Source organism: Ruegeria sp. BHSC223, assembly GCF_059613025.1.
Map to the genome: position 1 here is coordinate 37307 of NZ_JBXWRR010000017.1, position 24880 is coordinate 62186.

The window sequence follows — 24880 nt, forward strand, 5'->3', positions numbered from 1 at the left end:
TCAGACAGATTCTAACTGGTCTCAGTTCGGGCAATAAACCTGCCCTTTATGCCGTAGCAAGTTGACGCCACTCGGCCAGAGCGGCAGCTCGGTTCAACTTGAAATTCTGTCGGCTGGTGAGGCTGCGCTCCGAGTTGAAATGGTTGAAGACCGAGGCGTGGACGACGGCGAACATCTGCAAATTTCGCACGCGCCGAAAGCGTTGCATCGCCCGCTCTCGTCGTCGGAATGGCAGATGTGAATTCTCAGCTCTGTTGTTCAGCCAGCGACCCGTTTCCTGCCTGTGGGCATTGCCGATGTCCTTCATCGCCGCACCGTACGACCTCAACTGATCGGTCACCAGGACATGAGGTCGACCATGGCGTTTCATTGATTTTCTGAGGAATTTCAATGCGGCCTTCTTGTCCCGCTTCTTCGTGGCGTAGCTCTCAAGGACTTCGCCCTCGTGATCGACGGCCCGCCAAAGGTAGTGCCGTTCTCCATTGATCTTCACAAACATTTCGTCCAAGTGCCAACGCCACTGCGGCCAGGACCGAAGCCGATCAGCGCGTTTCTTGCGGATCTCGGACGCAAACATCGGACCAAACCTTTGCCACCAGAACCGGATCGTTTCGTGGCTGACATCGACACCGCGCTCGTGAAGCAAATCCTCGACATTGCGGAGTGACAGGGGAAATCTGACGTACAACATCACCGCCAGACGAATGATCTCTGGGCTGCTGTGGAAGTATTTGAACGGATTACGTTTCGGCATGCCGACAGGCTACAAAACCGCCCTGCCCGTCTCAACCAGATTCCTTCTGACACCGCCGTTTGAGTTCCTTGAGTTGGTCGGTTCCCATACCGCCATACTGCTTGCGCCAGCGGTAATAGGTCTGCTCGGTAATGCGCACTTCGCGGATCGCATCCACGCGCTGCATCCCCTGGCCGACAAGCACATCAACCTGCCGCAACTTCTGAACTATTTCCTCGGGCTTGTGCCGCTTGTTTGCCATTCTCTGTCCTCCGGTCCCTATACATAACGGTGGACCAATTCAGATGGGGCATTTCAGCCTTAACAAAACCACCCCGCTCCTTTCAGATCACCACGCAGCCAGCGTGACAGGATATGTCTGGCAGTTAGATCCGGCCCATCCCGATAAACAACTGACGATCCTGATCCTTGATCGCGCGCCGGCCGTGCATCACCCGGGTATTGTCGAGGATCGCGACATCCCCGTCCTGCCAGTTGATCTCCGTGGTGCAGGTCTCGGCCAGGGTCCGCATTTCCTCGATCTCTTCCGCTGTCACGACCGACCCATCGGCCAAGCGATAGACCGGCGCCTCGTAATTGTGCGACGGCCCCAGAACGGCGTTCGCAAACCCGGCCCCGCCGGAAAAGGCCGAGGGTCGCACCGGGTTCAACGTTATGTGATAGGTCAGCGACCCGTCCTCGTGTAGTTCAAAATCCTGGTTCGGGATCGCCGCCTTGAATTGCAGGATATGCTCCTCTGTCACCTCTTCCGGCTTGGAAATTGCCGGGTGTTCATTAGCCAGGTAGCGTTTCCATAATTCCTCTGGCAGGCGGCGCGAAACGGTCATCGGTTGACTCCAACGCGCCCGCTGGGCCTCGTTCATCGCGTCCAGAACCTTGCGACCGTCACAGACCGTGGTCTGCGATCCCTCGAACGCCGCGCGGGCAGAGTAAAAGGCAACCAGATCGGGGCAGACAGGCGTGTTGCCGTTCTCGATATGCAACCCGATCGGCCCGGTTCCGGCATCGACCTTTTGCGTGTTCTTCTCTGAGAAGGCGCGCGCAGGGTCAAAGGTGATCGTGCGGCAGAACTGCGCGGTCAGCGCGCTGAAGACGCTCATGTCCACCTCGAAGCCACGCAACAGTGCCCAGCCGTCGCGCTCGAGATGGCTGCGCACCACATCCATTTCCGCCGCGCCAATGGCGGCCCGCGGCATCTCTGCCCGAACGATATTGTAGGTCATGCTCTTATCCTTGTTGATCCGATTGCCGGGGCTCATACCCGGCGCAGCGTTTCGATTGCTTGAAGGGTGTTTTCGGAACGCGCCTGCGCCCCCACGGACCGGTCCACCAGTGACGGGAACAGGCGCTGCACCTTGACAAAGAACCGCTCCTTGCCCCGTGGAAAGCTTTCGCGCCGCCCGGCATGGATCGCTGCCCAGGCCTCGGTCGCGACACGCTCGGCACTGTCGAGCACCATATCGAGCGGTTCAACCAGCGCCCCGAATTCTGCCTCTGCGGCGGTTCTGGTGGCGCGAGGTGCCACATAGGTCACCCCGATCCCCGATCCCGAAAATTCGCGCCGGATCGCGTCGGAAAACCCGCGCAATCCGAACTTCGTCGCCGAATATGCGGCGAAATAGGGATACGCGATATCCCCGAACACCGAACCGATATTGACGATCCGCCCGCGCGCCGCCCGCAAAGCAGGCAGCATCTCGCGGGTCAGCGCCATCGGTGCCAGCAGATTGGTTCGCACCATCCGCTCCAGCGCCTCGTCATCCAGATCGCCCACTGGGCCGACCGTCAGGCATCCCGCGTTGTTGATCAACACATCGAGACGGGCACCGACAGTCCCTGCGATGCGCCGCCTGTCCTCGGCCAGGGTGACATCCCCTGCCAGGATGGCGACCTTGTCCGATCCCGCCATTTGCGCGGTTTCCTCCAAAGACGACCACGTGCGCCCAACGATCAACGGTGCATAACCCAGGCGCACGGCCTCAATGGTCAGGGCCCGTCCGATGCCGGACCCGGCGCCGGTGATGAGTACAGATCTGGGTATGGTCATGAGGCAAGGCTTTCGATTATTGGGAACAGAGGGACCGCCGCGCGCTCGTTGACCAGCGCCGCCACAGTCTTGCGGTTCGGGGTGCCGGCAGGGAACAGCAACCCCCGCTCGGATGGAGAGGTCACGATCAGTCCTACGGGACGCGCATAAATGGGCAGATCGGACAGCAGCCGTGCAATTTCGTCCGGTGTGACCGGCGCAATCGCCGCCACGACCAGCACCAACGCCCCATCCGCCCGCAGGCCCAGACCAGAACTCATCACACGCGGATCGGCATTCACTCGCTGCTCGATCCATTCGGGCGAGATGTTGCGCCCGTCCGGCGTGATCAAAACTGCATCCTTACGACCCTCGACGATCAGGCGGCCATGCTCGATGCGCCCCAGGTCGCCCGTTCGCCAGCGCGCGGGCGCGGAATCGCCGTTCAGGTAACCCATCATCACCGTTGGCCCCGAAACCGTGATCTCGCCCGCCTCGATCCGCACATCGAGACCGGACAGGATCTCGCCCGCGCTGCCGATCACATTGTCGCCGGGCCGGTTCATCGCTACCACCGCGCAACATTCCGACAGCCCGTATCCTTCGTACACCGGGATGCCCACGCCCCAGGCCGCTTCCAGCAGGGCAGGAGCGCTGGCCGCCCCCCCGACAGCGACAAAGCGCAGGCTGGCTGGAGCGCGCTGACCACGCTGTGCCAGATCAGCCACCCAGCGCCCCAGCACGCCGGGCGCCAACAGGCTGGTCGTCGGCCGCACCCGCGCGAAGGCTTCGGTCAGGGGTGCGATATCCGCTTGAAACAGGGTCCGGGTGGCAGCAAAGTCGAACCGGGTCTCAGCTCCGGCCAGGATCGGCAGGTAGATGCCGCAGATCTGCTCCAGAAGCTGCGCCAGCGGCAGCACCGACAGGTGACGTTCCGCCTCGGTCGCCCGCACTAGCGGCATTAGCGCCGCCAGCGAGGCCGCCATCTGCGAGGCACCGATCACCACGCCCTTGGGCCGCCCCGACGACCCCGAGGTATAGATCACCCGGTCCCCGCCGGGCTGGTAAGGCGGCAACTCCAGCCCCTCGCCCCCTTCGGCTGCTGATGAAATCACCCTCAGCCCTGGCGCATCGGCAAATGCCTCTGGCCGATCCGTGATCACCGCCCCCACCCGCGCATCGGCCAGCACATGTCCCAACTGCTCGGCCCCGAAAAAGAACGGCAGCGGCACCTGTCGGCGGCCGGTCAGCGCCAGCGCAAGATCGGCCACCACGTAATCGCAGCCGCCCGCAATACCGATGGCGATACAGCGCGGCGCCCCCTCCAAACGCCGCGCCATATCCGCGACCCGGCTCGCAAGCTGCGCCCAAGTCAGGGCCGCGCCATCACCGGAGAACGCCAGCGCAGCGGGCCGCGTCCGCGCGTGGTGCCGCAAAGTGTCAAAGACGCCGTTCATGCCATCGCCTCCCGCAATCCGGCAGGCTTTCGGCCCGGCACCAGGTCGGCGCGCCGACCCTCCCCCTCAACAAAGGCACAGACCCAGGGATCAACCTCGTAATACCGGCCCCAGGCATCCGGCGCCGCCACCTTGTCCGGCGTTGCGGCGCAGAGCGCGCTATACCCCAGCCCCGCCCGCGTCAGCAGTCGGCGCAGGGGATGGGTTGCGGTAAAGACGCCGCAGATGATGCCGCGCGCCCGGCCCCAGCCGATCATCCGGTCCAAGAGCGGCAACACCGGAAAGGGCGAGATCGAGGCCAGTGAGGTGACCTCCATGATCTGTCCAGCACCGATGTCGAAACCGGTCGCACCGGCCAGCGCCGCGGAAAACCCGCCCTCGACATAGCAGTCGGAAAAGAACCCGTCCTGCGCTGTGCGTATCCCGGCCGCGCACAAGATCTGGCCATCGGCACCAAAGGCCGCCGCCAGCAGTGGGGCGAACTGCGTCACCTCTGCGCCGTAGCAGCGGCGATAGACCTCGGCGATATGCCTCTCGGCTTGGGACCGCTGCGGATTGTCCGCCGGAAGAAACTCGAATCGCATGGGCTGCCTCGCGTTGTTTGCTTGCCCATAGAGATGCCCGCCCCGGCTTACAGTTCGCTTACAGCCGGGCGAAATCTCGACACCCGGCGCGATCTCGGTCCGTCATCTGAACGCGATCGAGAACACGCTGCCGCCGCCGGGCCGGTCCTCGACCTGTACATCGGCCCCATGCGCTGCCGCCACCGCGCGCACGATGGCCAGCCCGATGCCCGACCCGTCGCCCGACGGGCGCCGCCCACGGTGAAACGGCTCAAAGATCGCCTCGCGATCCTCGGACGCAACCCCCGGCCCCCGGTCCAGAACCCGCAGGACGGGCGGGTTGTCCCGCACGTCGATCTCCACCTCGCTGCCCGCTGGCGCATGCGCCAGCGCGTTGCGCACCAGATTGTCCAGCGCAATCCCCAGCAAGCCTTCGTGCCCGGCGACCATCACGGTGTCGGCGCCCGTCACTGCCAGCATCTTGCCGGACTTCAGCGCCGCCATCGCGCGTGCGCCCGACACCTGCCGGGCGAGCTTGCACAGTTCGACCTCAGCAAAGGATTCCGGCATCAGCGCATCCGCCCGCGCCAGATCGACAAGCTGTTCAAAGGTCGCTTCCAGCCGGATGACATCCTCTTTCAGGCTCTCCCGCAGCTCCGCGTCGTGAATCGTGTCGACACTGGAATGCAGCACCGCCAACGGCGTCCGCACCTCGTGCGCCACATTCGCGGCAAAGGCGCGTTGCGCCTTGTAGCCCTGTTGCAGCCGCGCAAAGGCGGTGTTCACCGCCTGTGCCAGCGGCACCAGCTCGGCGGGCAGATCATCCGCGCTCAACCTTCCGTCCGGCGCATCCGGCCCGATCTCCAGCGCCTCGCGGCGCACCTTGTCCAGCGAAGAGAGCGACAGGCGCACCGCACCAACCGCCGCTGCGAACACGATGACCGAGCCCAGCAGGATCCACTGGGTCTGTTCCTGCACCTCGTGCCACATGGTATCCAGCACCGGCCTGTCCGTCGGCGGCAGATAGGCTGAGGCCAGAACGCAATATCGCTCCGCCTTGATCAGCCCGCAGAGCGCCACGCCCCTGCGCGCGTTCGGAACTGCGATCTCGGCCGCCTGCCCAAGAGCGAGTCGCGCGATCTGCTCGCGCAGCTTCGACGTGTCCTCACCGCCGACAACCGCATGTCCTGTAGGCCCGAAGATCGTATAGCGATAGGCCCCCTCGACCCCACGGAACCGCAGCACCTGCGGATCAAAGCCGAGGCTCGGCAGGTCCGGATCGATCTGGACCAGGATTTCCTTTGCCTCACCGTACAGTGCCTCTTCCTGGTTTTCCTCCAGATGCTCGAAGAATTCAAAGATCAACACTGTCACCGACATAAGGATGGTCAACAGCAGCGCCGCCAGGATATTGACCGTCAGCTTGCGTTGCAGTGATCCCGCCGCCCCGACCGGCGCCTTCAGGATCGCCAGCACATGCCTCATTGGCCATCGTCTTCCATCAGATAGCCGATGCCACGCAGGGTGTGGATGGTGCTCGATGCCCTGATATCCGCCAGTTTCTTGCGCAGACGGTGGATCGCCACCTCGATCGCATTGGGGGTCGGCGGCTCATCGAAGCCGTATAGTGCGTTTTCGATCACGTCCCTGGACAGGATGCGCCCCTTGCGCCGCATGAACAGCTCCAGCAAGGCCAGTTCGCGGCGCGAGAATTTCGCTGGCTGCCCCGCCACCAGAACCGACCGGTCTGCACTGTCGAACCGGATATTCCCAACAACAAGCTGCACGCCCAGCGCCCCACCCGGCCGACGCAACACGGCACGGATGCGTGCCATCAGCTCGCTCACGTCGAAGGGCTTGACGATATAGTCGTCCGATCCCGCGTCCAGCCCGGTGATCCGTTCATCCAGCGTGTCCCGCGCGGTGCAGATGATCACTGGCGTATCGGCATTTACCCGTTTCAAACCTTGCAACACCTCCAGCCCATCTATGTCTGGCAGTCCAAGATCCAGGATGATGGCGTCATAGAGATAGCTTTGGGCCGAATGCATCGCATCGGACCCGGTCGACACTGCATCGACCACAAAGTCATGTGCCTGAAGGCTGGCACAGGTGTTCCGCGCCAGCCTTGCATTATCTTCCACATAAAGAAGCCGCATGGGCCCCGTCCTATTTACGCACGTAGGTCACGGTCGAGCCATCATCGGCCTTGAATGAAACATGTGCAAGATTGCCCGCGTCATCATACCAGACATCGCGCTCCAGATCGCCCGAGATACGGAAGTGATGCGCATTGATCTTGCCACGCCCTGACGGCACTGCCTGCATGCCCAGATCAGTAACATGGACCGACATCACCTTTCCGTCGATGGTGTTAAGCAGATTGTGGCTCTTCACGATATCGTCGTTCCACAGGCTGGCCGGCAACAGACCGTTGCCAAGTTGGCTCAACTGGTGCGGCGTGCCATTGTCATCTGTTTCTGAGGCGATCGCGGTCATCTTGCCACCTGCCCAGGTCTCGGTGCTCTGCTGTTCAAAAACATAGGCGTTGAGCTGGATCAGCGGCACCTTGACCGCGATCTGAGTTTCCACTTTCACCGAATAGGATGCGGGCGACCCCACAAAATGATAGGAATGATCACCGATATCCTTGCCCTTCCGGATCACATCGAAACGCAGGCTGCCCTGATCGGGCAAAGATGACGCTGCAGCGGGTGAAGCCAAGACCGGGAAAAGGGCCACTAGGGCGAATGCGAATTTTGCGCGCACTGGGGTTTCCTTCATAGTTGAGAAGTTTCTTGGGACCTCCTCATGCACAAGCGCGCTTACTTAAACCTTACAAGATCAAAACGGGTCCAACGGTGCTGTCAGACAGTTTCTAACTGGTCTCAGTTCGGGCAATAAACCCGCCCTTTTTGCCGTAGCAAGTTGACGCCACTCGGCCAGAGCGGCAGCTCGGTTCAACTTGAAACTCTGTCGGCTGGTTAGGCTGCGCTCCGAGTCGAAATGGTTGAAGACCCAGGCGTGGGCGGCGCGAATTTCTGCAAACTTCGCATTCGCCGAAACCGTAGCATCGCCCGTTCTCGTCGTCGGAATGGCAGGTGCGAGTTCTCGGCCCGATTGTTCAACCAGCGACCCGTTTCCTGGCGATGGCTGGCACCGATTTCCCTCAGAGCGGCACCGTAAGACCTGAGCCTGTCGGTTACGATCGATTCCGGGCGACCGTGCTTACGTATTGCTTTCCTTAGAAATTTCAGTGCGGCTTTCTTGTCCCGCTTCTTCGTGACGAAGCTCTCAAGGACTTCGCCCTCGTGATCTACCGCCCGCTAAAGGTAGTGTCTTTTGCCGTTGATCTTCACGAACATCTCGTCCAGATGCCAACACCATCGGCTCGATTTCATCCCTTCGACACGTCGCTTCCTGATCTCGATGGCGAACATCGGACCGAACCTGTGCCACCAAAACCGAACGGCTTCATGGCTCACGTCAACGCCACGCTCATGGAGCAAATCTTCCACGTTTCGGAGAGACAGTGGAAAACGCACGTACAACATGACCGCCAAGCGGATGATCTCTGGGCTGGTCTTGAAATAGCGAAATGGCGAACGTTTGGTCATGACCGGACGCTACAAAACCGCCCTGCCCTCCTCAAGCCAGTTTGCTTTGACAGCAACGACGGGGGAAATCTGACGTACAGCATCACCGCTAGACGGATGATTTCTGGGCTGCTGCGGAAGTATTTGACCGGATCACGTTTCGGCATGCCGACAGGCTAGGAGACCGCCCTTCCCGTCTCAACCGGATTCCTTCTGACACCGCCTTGCTCGCTCTTCCCTCACCCTCACCTGCGATCCGGTGGCCCTCGCGAACTGCCTCGGCATCGCCACTGACGCCTTCGCGCCGGAGGTGTTCTCCTTCACGCTGCCGTTGACCCTGCGCCGCCGCGGCGTGGAAACCCGGATCGTGACCGGCGCGCGCGCGCGCATGCCAGACCCGGTGCTGCTGCGGAACCTGGCCCGGGCACATGACTGGACCCGTGACCTGCGTGGCGGTATCCCGATGTCCGGGGTCATCAACAAGAGCCGCCAATCCGAATCCTTCGTCCGCACCCGCTCGCAACTGGCGTTCCTCTCGCCCCGGCTTCAGGCCGCCATACTCGCTGGAACCCTGCCGCCCGAGATGACTGTCCGGCGCATCCTCTCCCAACCGATCCCCATCGACTGGGCCAAGCAGGAACAGATCTACGGACTGCCCAAAACCTGATCCCCATTCAATCGTTCGAACTCCGGGCCGGTCTCTGCGCCAGAGATCGGCCCGGTCGCATTCACGCGTGTCGCCGCAACATCGACGTGACGCCCCCGATGCGTTTTTCCCTGTAAATTCCCTGTTAATGGCTCCCCGAAACGAAAAACCGCACCGCCAAAACGGCCCGCAGAGACTGCGCCCGAAATCCCGCCTTTCCACGCCGCTGCAATGCGTCTCTGCGCGCCATCACACCGCGCAACCGCCCGGAATACCCGGCAGAAAAGGCATCAGCTTCGTTATAGGGGGAGTACCCGAAGGTGGCTGGCGGTGCTGCCAGACGAATTCGAACTCGTCTCAGAAAGGGCAGGATGACTGCCTTTTAGGCCGCGCAGAGACTGCGCCATTCGGCCAGGGCGGCGGCGCGGTTCAGCTTGTAGTTAGCTCTGGAGGAGAGGCTGCGCTCCGAATTGAAATGGTTGAAGACCGAGGCATGGACGGAAGCAAATTTCTGCAGACTTCGCATCCTCCGGAAGCGGAGCATCGCACGCTCCCGTCGTCGGAACGGCAGGAGTGAATTCTCCGCCCGATTGTTCATCCAGCGGCCCGTTTCCTGCCGATCGGTAGCGCCGATTTCCTTCAGGGCAGCACCATAGGATCGTAGCCTGTCAGTTACAAAAATATGCGGATGGCCGTACCGCTTTATCGTTTTCTTCAATAATTTCAATGCAGCTTTCTTGTCGCGTGTCTTCGTGACGTAGCTTTCCAGAACCTCGCCTTCGTGGTCCACGGCCCGCCACAGGTAGTGTCTTTCGCCGTTGATCTTCACAAACATCTCATCAAGGTGCCACCTCCACTGCGGCCAGGACCGCAGACGATCGGCGCGTTTCCGTCGGATTTCTGCGGCGAACATTGGCCCGAATCTATGCCACCAGAACCGCACCGCCTCGTGACTGACGTCAATGCCGCGCTCATGCAGCAGGTCCTCGACGTTCCGCAACGAAAGCGGAAACCGAACATACATCATCACCGCCAGTTGGATGATCTCACGGCTGGTCTTGAAATACTTGAACGGGTCGCGTTTCTTCATTCGTAGAAGCTATCCGAGCCCCCTGCCCCGCCGCAAGTCAAGTTCCCCTGACAGAGCCCCACAGAGACCAAAGCCGCCGGCGGCGACCAACATCCCGTCATGCAGAAGGCCATTTAGAGCCTCGGCAGCCGTTTTGTAGACCTTGTTCATGCTGCGCGTCCTTTCGAGGCATTCTCAGGAAGGCGCAGTCCAAGAATGCGGCGCGCCTCTTGCCAGCTCGCCACCGGACGATCGTTCCTGTCACAGATCTCAACGGCCCGGCGCACCAGTGCTGCGTTGCTGGGAGCGAGCGTGTCGCGATCCAGTCGAACGTTGTCTTCCAACCCGGTGCGCGCATGACCGCCCGCAGCTATGGCCCATTCGTTCAGTTTGAGCTGATTGGCACCAATGCCCGCGGCGCACCATGGCGCGTCTTCACCGAACAGGCGGCGCACGGTGTGGATGTAATAGTCGAACACGTCCCGATCGACCGGCATCGCGTTTTTCACGCCCATCACGAATTGGATGTATGGCGTGCCGACAAGCTGACCTTTGTCCGCCATATCCTTGGCTTTCAGGATATGGCTCAGGTCGAAGGCTTCGATCTCCGGTTTGACATCGTAGGCCCGCATTTCACTGGCCAGCCAATCGACCAGATCGGGCGGGTTCTCGTAGACACGCGTCGGAAAGTTGTTAGACCCCACCGACAGCGAAGCCATGTCCGGCGACAGCGGCAACATTCCACCGCGTGTCTGACCCGCGCCTGAGCGCCCTCCGGTCGAGAACTGCATGATCATGCCGGGGCAGTGTTTCTCGATACCCTCTTTCAGCGCGGCGAACTTCTCCGGATCGGAAGACGGGGATTCATCATCGTTGCGCACATGGGCGTGCACGATGGTGGCTCCGGCCTCAAAGGCCTCATGAGTCGATTCAACTTGTTCTGATACCGTGATCGGAACGGCAGGGTTGTTGGCTTTCGTCGGCAAACTGCCCGTAATCGCCACGCAGATAATGCAGGGATTGGTCATGGGTGTACTTATCCGTTGGACGTGGCCGGACAGAGGCCAGCATGTCCGGGTTCAGGTTTCAGAAAGGAAAGGTCGAACAGTGCCGGACGCTTGCGCGATGCCTCGATGGCCTTGCGCTCGTAATCGGTGAAGAACATCCAGGCCGCTTCGGCTTTTTCATGTTTCTTGCATCCGGGGCACGGGGTTTTCGCGTTCTTGCACATGACTCCTCCTGCGCAGGGTTTATCGGTCAGGCAGCTTTCGCCGCCGGGCTTGGCATCTTTCCCAGTGCGTCCACGAAGAACGGACGAAAGCCTTCGGGATGTTCGCTCATCGGGAAGTGACCGAGCTCGTCCATGACCGCCAGCGTGGCGCCCGGGATGGCCTTGGCCGTGCGTTCGGCGTCTTCGGGTGTACACGTCAGGTCATAGGCCCCGACAATAATGTGCACCGGCGTTGCCCGCGTATCGATAGTCGGCAAGCGCGGGATCAGGCTGTCGTCGCGGGTGTAAAAACTCAGATCGCCGCGGAAAACGCCCGGACCGCTCTGCATGAACATCCAAAGCGTGTTCCAACGTTCGGAGTCGGGCGCATAGGGCGAGATATTGGCCGACACGAGCGCCGCGCCCATTTCACCGCCATGGGCGTCGGGACGGTGGAACCAGTCGATATCGTACCAGGCGGGCTGGAAGTCCGAGGCCTCTATCGCGATGAAGCCGCTGAATTTTTCCGGGTGAAGCGCTGCGATTTGCAGAGCAATCCGCCCGCCCATCGAGCAGCCAGCAAGGACCGGGCGATCAAGACCCAGCCCGTCGATGACGGCCAGAACGGTTTCGATATAGGCTTCGGTCGTCAGCAAGTATTCCTGGGTCTCGAACCCTTCAGGCGGCAGCGACTTGCCGTGCCACGGCATGTCGAAGGCGATCAGGCGGTTGGATGCGGTGATCTCGGCATCATTCATCAGATGACGCCACTGACGAGTATCTGCACCTGCGGTGTGCAGGCAGATGACCGGACGCCCTTGGCCTGCCTCTTCGAAATAGATGCGACGCGGGGCACCGCCCACGGTGACGGTGACATAGTGACCGGTGATAGGCTCTATACTCATGCTGCCAGCTCCTCTTTTGCGCGGGCGAGAGACAGCACTTCCTTGAAGAAGCGCAGGTTCTTGACGAGGCTCAGAATGTCGCCGTCAATCCGACCGCGACCGATCTTCACCAGTCCGAAGATGTCATGGAAACCCGGCTCGGGCCGCGCCTCCCAGAACTTGTTCAGCGCTTCGGCATCCGTCCGCAAAGCAAAGCGCCAGGGCGTCTTGCGGCTGGGACCTTCGACCACCGAGACGATGTGCCCCTTTTCGAAGGACAGGTAGAATTCATCGCCACCCACCTCGATAAGCACGGTTTCGGAAAACAGCCGACCGAGGCGCAGCAAATGCGGCGTTGCCTCAAGGCGCGTTTGTATTTGCTTGAAGGTATCGATCACCTTGGCCTCCCATGCGTTCATAAGCTGGGGAATAGCTGCCATGATCGCGGCCCCGTGGGCCATGCCAGCGAGGGTATGGGTCAATACTCTGCCTTGCGACCTTGCGATAAACGCCATGTTCGCAAGGGTCGGGTCGCCGTCGGTATCACCCGATACCGCCGCGGGCATTGGGTAAGCGTGGAGATTCGGCAAAGTCTGTGTTGCGACGAGAGGCAGTCACGCAACTCGTAACCGGATATACAGATTGCCAGGAGGAGGATTTACCCATGGGCATCGTCAACCAAGAGAACATCACCGACGTCGTGATCGAGAGCCTCGGCAAACATGGCGACATCACCGACCGCCAGCGCGAACTCGCGACCGGCCTGGTCAAACACCTGCACGCTTTCATCAAGGACGTGAAACTGCAGCACGACGAATTCCTGTTCGTTTGTGACTACCTCGCCCGTGCCGGCAAGCTCTGCAACGACAACCGTCAGGAGTTCATCCTTCTGGGCGACATCCTTGGTGTCGAGGTTCTGGTCGACATGATGACCAACCCCGTCGAAGGCAACGAAAGCGAATCCACCGTTCTGGGCCCGTTCTATCGCGAGAACCCGCCGGTTCTGCCCAAGGGCGGTTCGACCATCCAGAAGCATTACGACAATGAAGAGACCGCCTATTTCGAAGGCTACATCAAGGACGAAAACGGCAACGGCATCGCCGGTGTGACTCTGGACGTCTGGGAAGACGCGCCGAACGGCATTTACGAAAATCTCGACCCCGATCAGCCGGAATACAACCTGCGCGGCCGGTTCGAGACCGACGAGAACGGCCATTACGCCTTTGTCGCCGTGCGCCCCGTACCCTACCCGATCCCGGACGACGAAACCGCCGGTGAACTGCTGCGCTTCATGGGCCACCACCCGAACCGCCCGGGCCATATGCACTTCATCATCTCGAAAGACGGCTACCGTCCGCTGATCAGCCAGATCTACGACGCCGACAGCGCATGGCTGGACGAAGACAGCGTCTTCGCGGTCAAGGAAAGCCTGATCGGCAAGTTCAAACCGGCAGCTGCCGATCTGGGCACCGACCTGCATTTCGAGTTCGATTTCGTGCTCAAGACGGCCGCCGACGAAAAGGCGATCGCCGCCGAGTAATCCCCGATACCTCCCTGAAAACTGGCCTCCGCAAGACGGGGGCCTTTTTTCGTTTTGAGGTATAGCATATCGTAAGTTCTTGGGAGGACGGCGAAAATGAACTTCAAACAGCTGACCTATTTTATTGCAGTCGCGGAAGAGCTGCATTTCGGGCGCGCCGCAGAACGCCTCGATATGGCGCAACCCCCGCTCAGCCGTCAGATCAAGCAACTTGAGGAAGACCTTGGCGCGATCCTGTTCAACAGGGGCCGGAGCGCGATCACCCTGACACAAGCAGGTGGGCGGTTGTTGAAGCGAGGCAAAACAATCCTCGCAGACCTTGAAGACACGCAACTGGAAGTGCGTCGGCTGGGACAAGGGGCCGAAGGACGGCTCAGGATTGGGTTCGTCGGCTCTGCCACATACGGAATTCTGCCAAACATCATCAGATCGTACCGGGCGAATTACCCGGACGTGAACCTAAGCCTGGTCCCGATGAACAACGCCGAACTGCACCGGTCCCTGGTGTCACGGGAACTCGACGTCGTATTTGCCCGGCCAACCCTGAAAGACCCTGAGTTCCTGTCGAAGCACTTGGTCGAAGAAAAGCTGATCCTCGCTCTGCCCGATATCGTCGATACGGGCACTCGGACAGTGGCCAAGTTGGAACGGCTAATGACCCATCACCTGATCCTCTACCCCGAACGACCAAGGCCCAGCTATGCGGACATGGTTCTCAAGGCGATTGAGGATGCGCGCTTCGAGGCGCCCTTGCGTATCTGGTGCATGGATTTGCAAACCGCGCTCAGCCTTGTCGCGGTCGGCGAAGGCGTGTGCATCGTCCCGGAATCCGTCGCGAATGCGCCGCGCAAGGGCATGAAGTTTCTCGATATCGAACCCGAGATCGCGCGGACCGAACTGTCGGTCAATTACCGCCTTGATGAACAGGGCGTGCACGTCAAGAATTTCGTCAACATCGCGCAGAAAGTGGCGCGAAAAAGCCCTGTCAAAAAGGGATGAGCGTGCAGCGTGCGTCGACCCTGCACGTCGGCCTCAGACCCCAAGCCAGGTGTGTTGCGCCTCTTCATCGGCCCTGATCTGATCCGCATTGCCCGTCCAGACGATCTGGCCCTTGCTGACAACAACCACGTCATCGGCAAGAGAGGTGGCAAAGCCGAAGTTCTGCTCGACGATGATCATCGACAGGCCCGCCACTTTCAGCTCTTGCAGCTTGTCATGGATCAGCTTGACGATGATCGGGGCTAGGCCCTCGGTCGGTTCATCGAGGATCAGGAGCTTTGGGTTCATCAGCAGGCCCCGCGCGATGGCCAGCATTTGCTGTTCGCCACCCGAAAGCTGCGTGCCGCCGTTTTCCATGCGCTCTCCCAGTCGCGGAAACAGGTCCAGTACCCGCTCCATCGTCCATTCAGGGTTCGACCCGCCAAACCGCTTGGCCGCAATCTCAAGGTTCTCGCGCACGCTGAGCGATGGAAAGATATCGCGTGTCTCTGGCACATAGGCGATCCCGCTCTTGGCGATGTCAAAGGGTTGCCCTGCGATCGGCTTGCCACCCCACAGGATTTCGCCGGACTTGAGCGGCAAAAGTCCCATGATCGTCTTCAGTGTCGTGGATTTGCCGGCGCCATTGCGCCCGAGGATGGCCAATACCCGACCGGCCTGTGCCCGAAGCGACAGGCCATAAAGGACCTGCGTTTCGCCATATCCGGATTCGATTGCGTTCAGTTCAAGCATCTTCCCAGTTCCCCAGATAGATTTCCTTGAGCAGGCTCGACCCGCGTGCCTCTTCTGGCAGACCGTCAAAGACCACTTCACCGTAGTTCAGCACCGTGATCGTGTCGGCCACGTCAAAGGCAAGGTCCATGTCATGCTCGATTATCAGCATTGTCAGGTCGCGCGGCAGGTTGTTCAGCAGATCGTGAAATCCTTTGGACATTTCCGGCCCGACACCGCTGGTCGGTTCGTCCATCAACAGAACAAGCGGCCGTGTGGCGAGGGCTACACCAACTTCAAGCTGGCGACGCACGCCATAGCTGATCTCGGACACTTTTGCATGGATGAAGGGCATCAGGTTCACCTGCTCGGCCACCTCTTCGACGATCTCGCGAACCTCGGGTTTTGCCAGGCTGTCCGACCAAAGCTGTGTCGCATTGCCCGTGTGAACTGCCGCCGCAAGCCCAAGGTTTTCCTCGACCGTCAGACCATCGAACAACGTGTTCTTCTGATAGCTGCGCGACAGGCCCCGGCGGGCGCGTTTGGCAACGGGAAGTGCTGTGACATCTTCACCCGCCAGATGCACCGAGCCGCTGTCGGGGGTCAGCTCGCCGACCAACTGGTTGAACAGCGTTGTCTTGCCCGCCCCGTTCGGCCCCAGGATCACCCGGCGCTCGCCCCGTTCCAGCTTCAACGACACGTTGCGCGTGACGTGAACGGCACCAAAGCTTTTGTCCAGATTACGTGTCTCAAGCATCGGTCAACGCCTCCTCGGGCTCCTGTTTGCGGGTCGCATCAGCCAGGCGGCGGTCGAATACGCCGCCCCAGCGGGCCTCGACCCAGCCGAAGATGCCGTTTGCGCGGCTCATCACGACGGCGATCAGGATGACGCCGACAACAAGGTGCCAATAGGTCGTGACCGAGCTCAGTTCATGTTTCAGGACGACGAAGGCCGCCGCTCCGATCAGCGGTCCGACAAGCGTTCCAAGCCCACCGAGGATCACCACAACCAGTGCCTCGCCCGAGACGGTCCAGCTCAGCAGCCCGGGCGAGATGTACATGATGTGTTGTGCGGCCAGCGCACCGGCGAGGCCTGCGATCATGCCGGACAGGCCGAACACATCGGCCTTTACACGCCAGACCGTCAGGCCAAGCGCTCGCATCCGCTGTTCATTGTGCATGACGCCGGTGAGCGAGCGGCCAAGACCGGATCGCAGGATCATCACAGAAGCACCGTAGACCGCCCCGAGAATGGTCAGACAGAAGAGCGCAAAGCTGCGACTGTCGTTCAGATCGATGCCGATGAAGCTCAAGTCCAGCCGGGATAGGCCGCCCAACCCGTCATCGCCGCCAAAGAGAGGGGCCTCGAACACGTAGGAATAGGCCATTTGCCCGAAGGCGAGCGTCGCCATGATGAAGTAGATACCGTGGCTGCGCGACCCGATGGCGCCGATCACCCAGGCCGCTGCGCCGGTCAGCGCAATGCTTCCCGCAATGGCGACGGGCGGTGCGATCCCCGCCTTGGTCGTCAGGATCGCGTAGGCATAGGCCCCGACCCCCATCAGAGCGCCATGGCATAGCGAGACCATGCCACCGAAGCCCGCAACGATGTCGAGCGCCAGAACCAGCATGGCAAGGATCAGGATCTCTGTCAGGATCTCCAGACCGAAATATTCGGCCGTGAAAGCCTGGAAGAGGGCACCGGCCGCGAGCAGGACCAGAGCGGTGTAACGAAGCGTGTTGTGGCGAAACATCGTCTTATCCTCTCGCGGGAAAGAGGCCCTCTGGCTTGATCACAAGGACCGCAGCCAAAAGCGCATAGATGAGAACAGAGGCCAGCCCAGGGGCCAGAACGGCACCGAAAGTCTGCACAAAGCCGTAGATCAGCGATCCTGCGATGGCACCCTTGAGCGAGCCGAGACCACCGATCACGATCACGATCAGCGTCGGGATCAGGATCTGCAGCCCCATGTCGGGCGTCACGCTCAGCAGCGGTGCCGCGACCGCCCCGGCCAGACCGGCAAGGGCACAGCCCACGCAAAAGACGATGAAGAACAGCCGTTCCACGTTGATGCCCAGACAGGCCGCCATGGCATCATTGTCGACACCGGCGCGGATCATCGCGCCGATCTGGGTGCGGCCGAGCACGAAGGCCAAGGCTCCGAAGATGGCGAGACCCAGAACGATGATGAACAACCGGTAGGTCGGATACTCGACACCAAGGAAGGTCAGACGTCCGCCAAGCAGCGCGGGCACGTCGATGGCAAGAGCCAGATCACCCCAGAAGATGCGTGTCAGATCGAGCAGGACAAAGATCAGCCCGAAGGTGACGAGAACCTGTGCCATGGGCCCCGATTTCCGCATCCGCTTGATGAGGCCGGAATAGAGCAGGATCCCCACCCCGGCGACCGCCACGGGCGCCAGAAAGAACCCCATCCAGTAGCCGCCCACGGCAGCCAGCGAGGCCGCGAAATACGCGCCAAGAGCATAAAGCGAGCCATGCGCGAGGTTCACGAAATGCATCAGCCCGAAAATGACCGTGAGGCCGATGGAAAGAAGAAACAGAAGCATGGTCAATTGCAGGGCATTCAATGCCTGAAGCGTCCAGAATCCAAGATCATGTGCCATTGAGGGTCCTCCTCGAACGTTTTGTCCCGGCCACAGGCGAGCGGCCGGGACCTTTCGGTCAGTTGGAGACGGGTGCCATCTCGCAGCCATTGGTCGGATCGGCTTCCGCGGGGAGCTGAGCGAGAACCTTCTGCGTAAGTCCACCTTCACCAGCGACGGTCTCGTAAACATAGATTGGCTGGATGATGTTGTTGGTCGCGGGGTCGATCGAGAGCTGACCGCGCGGCCCCTCAAAGCTGACCTGGCGCAGGGCATTTGCCAAAGATGCACGGTCGGTTGCGCCTGTTTTTGTCGCCTCAATCAGCGCGCGAGCAGCATCATAACCTTGGACAGCAAATTCCGACGGAGTGCGGCCGGTTTCCTCGGTGAAGGCGGCCACGAAAGCAGCGTTCGCCTCGCTGTCGATGGTCGGAGCGTAGTGCAGCGCTGTGATGACGCCTTTGGCGGCCTCGCCTTGCGCATTCACATAAAGCGGTGAGGTCAGGAAACCCGAGCCATAGAGGGGGAGTTCGGCTTTCAAACCAAAGCTGTCATATTGCTTGACGAAGGAAATCGCCTCGCCGCCTGCATAAAAAACGTAGACCGCATCCGCACCGCTGGCCTTGGCCTGGGCGAGATAGGGACCGAAGTCCTGCGTCTTTTGGAACGGCGTGAATTCCTGCCCGACGATCTCGCCGCCTGCGGCGGTGAAGGTCTCGGCAAAGGCATCGATCATCTGGCGACCGGCGGCGTAGTCAGGCGCAAGCGTGAACACCTTCTTCACGCCCTGCTCTGCCATCCAGGTGCCCATCGGACGGTTGATCTGGCCGTTGGAAAACGACATCCGCGTGATGAAAGGCGAGCAAGAGGCACCGGTGGCCTCGTCATTGCCGGCATTGGCCACGATCAGCGGCACACCTGCGCCATGCACCATGTCGCGCACCGCGCCCAGAACACCGGAACTGACGATCCCGACCATGACATCGACCTTGTCTTGCAGGATCAGTTTCTTGGCCTTGCCAAGCGCGACAGGCGGCTTCACCTCGGTGTCTTCGCGGGCGATTTCGAAAGTGACATCGGTCTCGGAACCGAACTGTTGCAGACCGAGGTTGAAGCCGGTCTCGATTTCATTGCCGAGCGACGCGTAGACGCCCGAGAAAGGGAGCAAAAGCCCCACTTTGATGTCTTCTTCTGCCACAGCAGGCATAGCAAAGCTGGTGGCGAACCCGAGGGCCGCCAGGATTGCGCGTTTCACTTTGGATTTCCTCCAGTTGGTTAATGACCCCTCCTCAGGGCCTATCCTAAGTCGCCCCCACCGACCGGGACGGTGACCCCGGTGATGTAGGCAGCATCGTCCGACGCCAGGAACAGGATCGGACCTGCCTGCTCGTCGAGCGTTCCGTATCGTTTCATGAACGAGGACTGGATCGTCTGGTCGACGATGGTCTGGTACCAGTCTTCGCGTTGTTCTTCTTCGGCGTTGGGGTTGCGCGGCACGACACGTGGCGGGGCCTCGGTTCCGCCCGGGGCTGTTGCCACGACGCGGATGCCGCGTTCTGCCACTTCCCAGGCCAGGCTTGCGGTGATCGCGTTCACCCCCCCCTTGGCCGCCGCATAAGGCACCCGATTCAGACCCCGCGTAGCAATGGACGACACGTTGACGATTGTACCTGAGCCTTGCGGCAGCATCCGTTCAATGGCGGCGCGGCAGCAGTAGAGTGTCGGAAACAGCGAACGGCGCACTTCTGCATCGATCTGCTTGGGCTCGTAGTGCTCAAAGGGCTTGGCCCAGATCGTTCCGCCGACATTGTTGATCAGGATGTCGATGCGGCCCCATAGGTCACAGGCCTTTTGCATCGCCTTTTCGCAACCGCTCCAGGTCTCGAGGTTGACCGAGATCGCCTCGGCCTCACCCCCATTTTCGCGGATCACCGCGACGACGTCCTTGCGGGCGGGCGAGCGGTCCACGATCAGAACCCGCGCCCCTTCGCTGGCCGCCCGTTCGGCGACGCGGCGGCCGATACCTTGTGCCGCGCCGGTGACGACCATCACCTTATCGTCGAACCGGCGTGTCATGCCGCTTCGGCCTTCTCTTCGGTGGGGTTGAATTTCTCGTAGTAGAAATTCGCAGGCTCGACGCCCAGTTTCCCGAAATGCGCGCGCACGGCATCGACCATGGGCGGCGGGCCGCACAGATAGACGTCGCAATCCCCATCGTGCAGGTCGTCGCCGCTAAGGTGATCGGTCACGAACCCCTTGCGCTCATGCGCGTCTTCTTCGGCGGCCAGAATGGTGATCACGGTGACGTTGCCGATCTTTTCAGCAAGCGCGTTGACGCGGTCCAGTTCCACGAGGTCGGCGGCGCGGGTCACGGCATAATAAAGCGTGATCGGGTGCTCTGCTCCCTGCTCGGCCACCTGTTCCAGCATCGACAGGAACGGCGCCAGACCGGTGCCACCGGCGAGCCAAACCTGCGTGCGCTCGATTGGCCTCAGATAAAAGGCACCCATCGGACCGGTTGCGGTCAGAGCGTCGCCAGGCTTCGCTTGTTCGCCAAGATAGGTGCTCATGACACCGCCGGGCAGGTTGCGGATCAGAAAGGTTGCTTCCTGCGCGCCCGGTGCGGACGAAAAAGAATAGGACCGGTGTTTGTCCGTACCGGGGACTGTCAGGTTCACATACTGGCCCGGCAGGAAGTTGATCGGCTTTGACAGTTTCACCCGCAGACCGAAGGAGGTCTCGGAGAGCTTGTCGACGCCCTGTACTTCGGCCTCCACGGCCTCGGGCGCGGTCTTGCAGATGGCGGACGAGGCAGGGACGCGCACGACGCAGTCGCTTTCCGGGGTCATCTGGCAAGTGAGCGCATAGCCCTGTTCGGCCTCCTCGTCGCTCATCGACTCGTCCATGTAGAACTCAAGCTCGTACTCGCCCTTTTCGACAAAGCACTTGCAGGTGCCGCAAACGCCGTCCCGGCAGTCCATCGGCAGGTTGATCTTCTGACGGAAGGCCGCGTCGGTCACCTTCTCATCGTCATCGCACTGGATGACGCGCGTGACGCCATCTTCGAAATTCAGGGCAATGTTGTAGGTCGTCATGGCATGCTCCTCCCTTGGCCGCGCACCCTGACGTGGATGCGCGGAGGTTTTTAGTCTCCCGGAGAACGGGGATCAGACGTGGTAGACGTCGATCACGTGGTGAATGTGATCGTTCTTCAGGACCACCTTCTTGTCGGTGATCAGCGGCTTCGGCCCGCTGGTGTCGATCGTGTAGAACGAGGTGCCCCAATGGGTGTCGGTCTCATGGTAGCGATAGCTCAGCGTTTGCCAGTTGAAACGCAGCTTGATTTCGCTGCCCTCACGGCTCAGCACCTCGATACCAGAAAGGTAGTGATTGGTGCGCGGTTCCGGCAGGGACGTCGCCGATGATCGATCTGTCTTGATCCGGAACACTCGGTCCTCGATCCCCTGCTTGTTGGGGTAGTACATAAGAGACATTTCGTTCTGGGGATCTTCGGTCAGCGTGTCGTAGTCGTCCCACGCCGGCATCCAGAACGGGCAGTCCTTGTGGTAGAAGGTGAGCCAGGCGTCCCACTCACGATCGTCCAGCGCACGGGCCTCTGCGAAGAGGAAGGCTTGGATTTCGTCGTAACTCATGGCTGTGGCGGCATCATTTCGATCAAGTGTTGCGGTATTCATGTCTTTTCCTCCTCACTCGGCCGCGGTACGCGCCTGGGGTGCTGTTTCGCGTTCCTTGGCAATGGCCTCGCCCATGCGTTCAGACCAGTTGGTGTGTTGAATAACGAAGAGACCTTCGTCTTCCGTGCGGGCACCGGACAGAACCGGGTTGATGCCCAGGGCCTTGGCGTCTTCATCCGGGCCTTCGATCCACTGGGTTGCGCCGCGTGTCAGGTCGTTCCACTTTGCATGCGATGCGCCAGCGTAGCCACGCTGCGTGGCCCGGAATTCTTCGGTGTCGTCCGGCGTTGCCATACCCGAGGCGTTGAAGAAATCCTCATACTGCCGGATGCGGCGGGTGCGCGCTTCCTGGCTCTCGCCCTTGGGCGCGATGCAGTAGATCGTGACCTCGGTCTTGTCGACCGAGACGGGGCGGAAGACGCGGATCTGGCTGGAGAACTGGTCCATCAGGAAGACGTTGGGATAGAGGCAGAGGTTGCGCAGCACTCCCACCATCCATTCGGCCTTGGTCTTGCCGTACTTCTCGGTCCATTCCTCCAGACGCGGATAGCCGGGGCGGTTGGTCGGGTCGGCCCATTCGGTCCAGAGCAGGATGTGGCCATTCTCATAGGCGTGGAAGCCGCCGCGCTGCTTGGCCCATTTGGACGCGTCGGTCGCCTTGATGTTGTCTTCCTTGCCGTCATCGGTCCGGTGAGCCGTCGTGGCGACATAGTTCCAGTGCACGGCGGACACGTGATAGCCGTCCGCACCGTTTTCGGCCTGAAGCTTCCAGTTGCCGTCATAGGTGTAGGTGGACGAACCGCGCAGCACTTCCAGACCCTCGTCGGCCTGATCGACGATCATGTCGATCATCTTGCGCGCTTCGCCGAGGTATTCCTCCAGCGGCTTCACATCGGCATTGAGCGAGCCGAAAAGGAAGCCACGGTAGTTCTCGAATCGGGCAACCTTGGTCAGGTCATGGCTACCGTCCTTGTTGAACTGCTCGGGGTAGCCCGCGCCCTTGGGGTCCTTGACCTTGAGCAGCTTGCCTGTGTTGGAGAAGGTCCAGCCGTGGAACGGGCAGGTAAAGGTCTTCTGGTTGCGGCGCTTGAAGCGGCACAGCTGCGCACCACGGTGCGAACAGGCGTTGACCAGCGCGTGCAGCTCGCCGTCCTTGTCGCGGGTGATGACGACGGGCGTGCGGCCCATGGTCAGGGTAAAGTAGTCGCCCGGGTTCGGGATCTGGCTTTCATGCGCCATGTAGATCCAGTTGCCTTCGAAGATGTGCTTGATCTCGAGCTCGAACAGCTCTTCGTCGGTGAAGATGTCCCGGCGGCAGCGGAAGATGCCGTTTTCCGGGTCGTCCTGGATCGCGCCATCAAGCCGCGCTTCGAATTCATCGAGATTGGATTGGGTGAACATGTGTGGTCCTCCTCCTGACTGCCTCGGCGCTTTGGAACGCGCTTTGGCGGGGTTTGATATCCGTGTCGTGGGCTTATTCTCCGGCGACGGCTTTCATGGTCCGCCCGCCATCGCGGCGGAAGAAATTGATCTTGTCCTGGTCGAGCTTTGCGCCGATGCCGATGCCTTTGGGGATCTCGACACAAAAATCGCGGTAGATGATCGGCTCGGCGAGAATGTCTTCGGTCAGCAGGAGCGGGCCGAAGAGTTCGGTGCCCCAGGCCAGATCTTCGACGGTCGAGAACAGCTGCAGCGCCGCGGCGGTGCTCAGGCCGGTTTCCAGCATCGTGCCACCGTAAAGGCCCAGTCCTGCCGCCTGCCCGATGGCGATGACTTCAGATGCACGCTTGAGCCCACCCGACTGGCCGATCTTGACGGCAAACACATCGGCTGCGCGAGCCGAAGCAACCTCAAGCGCATCCTCGGGGCCATTCAGTGCCTCGTCCGCCATCACGGCGATCTCGTAGCCCTTGGCCAGTTCGGCCATGGCGGCGCGATAGCGGGCGGGCACCGGCTGTTCGACCAGTTCGCACCTGGCATCCTGCAACCCTTTCAGACCCCAGCGGGCGTCCTGCAGGGACCATGCGGTATTGATATCCACGCGCACGCTGGCCGCGTCACCGACCGCCTGCTTGATCCGTGCCACATGGGCCACGTCCTCGCGGACAGACCGCTTGCCGATCTTCAGCTTGAAGATGTTGTGGCGGCGGCTTTCGATCATCTGATGCGCTTCAGCAATGTCGGTGTCGGAATTGCCCGAGGCCAGCGTCCAGGCGACCGGCAGACGCTCGTGAACGGCCCCGCCAAAAAGTTGCGAAACCGGCACGCCCAAGCGCTTGCCCAACCCGTCCCAGAGGGCGATCTCGACAGCTGTCTTGGCAATGCGGTTACCCTTCACCAGCTTGTCGATGAGCTGTATCGCGCCATTCACATCGTCCGCATCCCGGGCAATCAGCGCAGGCGCGATATAGGTCTCGATCGCCGACTGGATGCCTTCAGGACTTTCCGGTCCGTAGCTCAGCCCGCCAATCGTCGTGCCTTCGCCAAGGCCTTCGGAGCCGTCCGAGAACTTGACCCTGACGAGTACGGCAGTTTGCGTGCGCATCGTGGCCATCGAAAGCACGTGACCACGAATGGTGGGGATGTCGAGAATCAGGGTCTCGATCTGGTCAATCTTGGTCACTGGGGCTCACCACATCTACAGGTTTCTATTGGTTGCAGATTGCCCGCCCGCGCTGGATTCTGTCTATGATTGGCGGGGTCTTGGGTGATACCCTGACGAGACATGAGGGTGCCTGCGGCACCTCTCAAACGAATACAGGCGCCACCAATGGTGACGCCTGCAACGGATCATTTACGTGGATGACTACTGATTAGAAATCCACATCGATGGCGATACCGCGTTTGACTGCCAGATCGACGACGGCCGCGGCGACGGCAAGGTCCTGCAGGCCGACTCCGGTGCCGTCGAAGAGGGTGATCTGGTTGTCCGAGGTGCGGCCGGGGTTGGTGCCGTTGATCACTTCACCCAGTTGCACGATGTCGCTTTGCCTGATCAGGTCCTGGGCAATGGCGTGCTGCGCCTCGCCGATGCTGATGGATTGCGCGACCTCGTCCGTGAATACGCTGGCGCGGGCCAGCAGGGCGGCCTCGACCTCTTGCTTGCCTTTGGTGTCGGTTCCC

26 protein-coding genes and 5 pseudogenes are annotated in these 24880 nt (G+C 61.0%); 3 read left to right on the plus strand and 28 right to left on the minus strand.

What is annotated here, in order from left to right:
- Positions 1-46 precede the first annotated feature (46 nt).
- The 11 genes and pseudogenes from AC2FNY_RS18135 to AC2FNY_RS18185 form a co-directional block, all read right to left on the minus strand.
- Positions 47-754: an IS6 family transposase gene (locus AC2FNY_RS18135; RefSeq protein ID WP_496803308.1), complete on the minus strand. Its 708-nt coding sequence runs from the start codon at positions 752-754 to the stop codon at positions 47-49.
- A 58-nt stretch (positions 755-812) separates the two neighbouring features.
- Positions 813-995, minus strand: a pseudogene (locus AC2FNY_RS18140) (transposase); the annotation flags it as partial.
- 124 nt (positions 996-1119) lie between these two features.
- A complete protein-coding gene (locus AC2FNY_RS18145; RefSeq protein WP_496803309.1) occupies positions 1120-1977 on the minus strand; it encodes a TauD/TfdA family dioxygenase in 858 nt (285 codons plus the stop codon).
- Positions 1978-2009: 32 nt separating this feature from the next.
- Positions 2010-2801, minus strand: coding sequence for an SDR family NAD(P)-dependent oxidoreductase (locus tag AC2FNY_RS18150; protein ID WP_496803310.1), 792 nt, complete (start codon positions 2799-2801; stop codon positions 2010-2012).
- On the minus strand, positions 2798-4237 hold the full coding sequence (locus AC2FNY_RS18155; protein WP_496803311.1) for an AMP-binding protein: 1440 nt from the start codon (positions 4235-4237) through the stop codon (positions 2798-2800). Before AC2FNY_RS18155 ends, AC2FNY_RS18150 begins: the two co-directional genes overlap by 4 nt.
- The gene (locus tag AC2FNY_RS18160) at positions 4234-4821 is read right to left on the minus strand and encodes a thermostable hemolysin (RefSeq protein ID WP_496803312.1); all 588 of its coding nucleotides are present in this window, start codon (positions 4819-4821) and stop codon (positions 4234-4236) included. Before AC2FNY_RS18160 ends, AC2FNY_RS18155 begins: the two co-directional genes overlap by 4 nt.
- Positions 4822-4923: 102 nt before the next feature.
- Positions 4924-6285: a sensor histidine kinase gene (locus AC2FNY_RS18165; protein WP_496803313.1), complete on the minus strand. Its 1362-nt coding sequence runs from the start codon at positions 6283-6285 to the stop codon at positions 4924-4926.
- Positions 6282-6959, minus strand: a complete 678-nt coding sequence (locus AC2FNY_RS18170) for a response regulator transcription factor (protein WP_496803314.1) — start codon at positions 6957-6959, stop codon at positions 6282-6284. Before AC2FNY_RS18170 ends, AC2FNY_RS18165 begins: the two co-directional genes overlap by 4 nt.
- A 10-nt stretch (positions 6960-6969) precedes the next feature.
- On the minus strand, positions 6970-7569 hold the full coding sequence (locus tag AC2FNY_RS18175) for a DUF6134 family protein (protein ID WP_496803315.1): 600 nt from the start codon (positions 7567-7569) through the stop codon (positions 6970-6972).
- A 147-nt stretch (positions 7570-7716) separates the two neighbouring features.
- A pseudogene (locus AC2FNY_RS18180) lies at positions 7717-8417 on the minus strand (IS6 family transposase); the annotation flags it as partial.
- 20 nt (positions 8418-8437) lie between these two features.
- Positions 8438-8563: pseudogene (locus tag AC2FNY_RS18185) on the minus strand (IS6 family transposase); the annotation flags it as partial.
- A gap of 92 nt (positions 8564-8655) precedes the next feature.
- Between AC2FNY_RS18185 and AC2FNY_RS18190 the strand changes: the two are divergent.
- Complete coding sequence (locus tag AC2FNY_RS18190) at positions 8656-9063, plus strand: hypothetical protein (protein WP_496803316.1); 408 nt, start codon at positions 8656-8658, stop codon at positions 9061-9063.
- Positions 9064-9424: 361 nt separating this feature from the next.
- Here the strand turns inward: AC2FNY_RS18190 and AC2FNY_RS18195 are convergent, their stop codons facing one another.
- From AC2FNY_RS18195 to AC2FNY_RS18220, 6 genes and pseudogenes are all read right to left on the minus strand, one after another.
- Positions 9425-10132, minus strand: a complete 708-nt coding sequence (locus AC2FNY_RS18195; RefSeq protein WP_496803317.1) for an IS6 family transposase — start codon at positions 10130-10132, stop codon at positions 9425-9427.
- 57 nt (positions 10133-10189) lie between these two features.
- A pseudogene (locus AC2FNY_RS18200) lies at positions 10190-10282 on the minus strand (CoA-transferase); the annotation flags it as partial.
- The gene (locus tag AC2FNY_RS18205; RefSeq protein WP_496803318.1) at positions 10279-11139 is read right to left on the minus strand and encodes a 3-oxoadipate:acetyl-CoA acetyltransferase; all 861 of its coding nucleotides are present in this window, start codon (positions 11137-11139) and stop codon (positions 10279-10281) included. The gene AC2FNY_RS18205 and the pseudogene AC2FNY_RS18200, both read right to left, overlap by 4 nt.
- Positions 11140-11147: 8 nt before the next feature.
- Positions 11148-11342, minus strand: coding sequence for a hypothetical protein (locus AC2FNY_RS18210; protein WP_496803319.1), 195 nt, complete (start codon positions 11340-11342; stop codon positions 11148-11150).
- 26 nt (positions 11343-11368) lie between these two features.
- Complete coding sequence (locus tag AC2FNY_RS18215; RefSeq protein ID WP_496803320.1) at positions 11369-12226, minus strand: alpha/beta fold hydrolase; 858 nt, start codon at positions 12224-12226, stop codon at positions 11369-11371.
- Positions 12223-12771: a hypothetical protein gene (locus tag AC2FNY_RS18220; RefSeq protein ID WP_496803321.1), complete on the minus strand. Its 549-nt coding sequence runs from the start codon at positions 12769-12771 to the stop codon at positions 12223-12225. Before AC2FNY_RS18220 ends, AC2FNY_RS18215 begins: the two co-directional genes overlap by 4 nt.
- Before the next feature lie 98 nt (positions 12772-12869).
- On the opposite strand from AC2FNY_RS18220, the gene AC2FNY_RS18225 reads away from it, so the two are divergent.
- Both AC2FNY_RS18225 and AC2FNY_RS18230 read left to right on the plus strand, forming a co-directional pair.
- Positions 12870-13745 carry a dioxygenase family protein gene (locus AC2FNY_RS18225; protein ID WP_496803322.1) on the plus strand — a complete coding sequence of 292 codons (876 nt, stop codon included), beginning with the start codon at positions 12870-12872 and terminating at the stop codon, positions 13743-13745.
- A 96-nt stretch (positions 13746-13841) separates the two neighbouring features.
- Positions 13842-14744: a LysR family transcriptional regulator gene (locus AC2FNY_RS18230; RefSeq protein WP_496803323.1), complete on the plus strand. Its 903-nt coding sequence runs from the start codon at positions 13842-13844 to the stop codon at positions 14742-14744.
- 33 nt (positions 14745-14777) lie between these two features.
- On the opposite strand, the gene AC2FNY_RS18235 is transcribed toward AC2FNY_RS18230, so the two are convergent.
- From AC2FNY_RS18235 to AC2FNY_RS18285, 11 genes and pseudogenes are all read right to left on the minus strand, one after another.
- Entirely contained in the window at positions 14778-15476 is a 699-nt protein-coding gene (locus tag AC2FNY_RS18235; RefSeq protein WP_496803324.1) for an ABC transporter ATP-binding protein, read from the minus strand.
- The gene (locus tag AC2FNY_RS18240; RefSeq protein WP_496803325.1) at positions 15469-16212 is read right to left on the minus strand and encodes an ABC transporter ATP-binding protein; all 744 of its coding nucleotides are present in this window, start codon (positions 16210-16212) and stop codon (positions 15469-15471) included. Before AC2FNY_RS18240 ends, AC2FNY_RS18235 begins: the two co-directional genes overlap by 8 nt.
- The gene (locus tag AC2FNY_RS18245) at positions 16205-17209 is read right to left on the minus strand and encodes a branched-chain amino acid ABC transporter permease (RefSeq protein WP_496803326.1); all 1005 of its coding nucleotides are present in this window, start codon (positions 17207-17209) and stop codon (positions 16205-16207) included. Before AC2FNY_RS18245 ends, AC2FNY_RS18240 begins: the two co-directional genes overlap by 8 nt.
- A gap of 4 nt (positions 17210-17213) precedes the next feature.
- Positions 17214-18083, minus strand: a complete 870-nt coding sequence (locus AC2FNY_RS18250) for a branched-chain amino acid ABC transporter permease (protein WP_496803327.1) — start codon at positions 18081-18083, stop codon at positions 17214-17216.
- 58 nt (positions 18084-18141) lie between these two features.
- Entirely contained in the window at positions 18142-19317 is a 1176-nt protein-coding gene (locus AC2FNY_RS18255; protein WP_496803328.1) for an ABC transporter substrate-binding protein, read from the minus strand.
- Positions 19318-19358: 41 nt separating this feature from the next.
- Positions 19359-20138 (minus strand): benzoate diol dehydrogenase BenD, encoded by a 780-nt coding sequence (benD, locus tag AC2FNY_RS18260; protein ID WP_496803329.1) that lies wholly within the window; start codon positions 20136-20138, stop codon positions 19359-19361.
- Positions 20135-21157 carry a benzoate 1,2-dioxygenase electron transfer component BenC gene (benC, locus tag AC2FNY_RS18265; RefSeq protein ID WP_496803330.1) on the minus strand — a complete coding sequence of 341 codons (1023 nt, stop codon included), beginning with the start codon at positions 21155-21157 and terminating at the stop codon, positions 20135-20137. The genes benD and benC overlap by 4 nt, the downstream gene beginning before the upstream one ends.
- A gap of 72 nt (positions 21158-21229) precedes the next feature.
- On the minus strand, positions 21230-21757 hold the full coding sequence (gene benB, locus AC2FNY_RS18270; RefSeq protein WP_496803331.1) for a benzoate 1,2-dioxygenase small subunit: 528 nt from the start codon (positions 21755-21757) through the stop codon (positions 21230-21232).
- A 12-nt stretch (positions 21758-21769) separates the two neighbouring features.
- Positions 21770-23158, minus strand: a complete 1389-nt coding sequence (benA, locus tag AC2FNY_RS18275; RefSeq protein ID WP_496803332.1) for a benzoate 1,2-dioxygenase large subunit — start codon at positions 23156-23158, stop codon at positions 21770-21772.
- 73 nt (positions 23159-23231) lie between these two features.
- Entirely contained in the window at positions 23232-24380 is a 1149-nt protein-coding gene (locus AC2FNY_RS18280; protein WP_496803333.1) for a muconate/chloromuconate family cycloisomerase, read from the minus strand.
- Between the two features lie 190 nt (positions 24381-24570).
- Positions 24571-24880, minus strand: a pseudogene (locus tag AC2FNY_RS18285) (ornithine cyclodeaminase family protein); the annotation flags it as partial.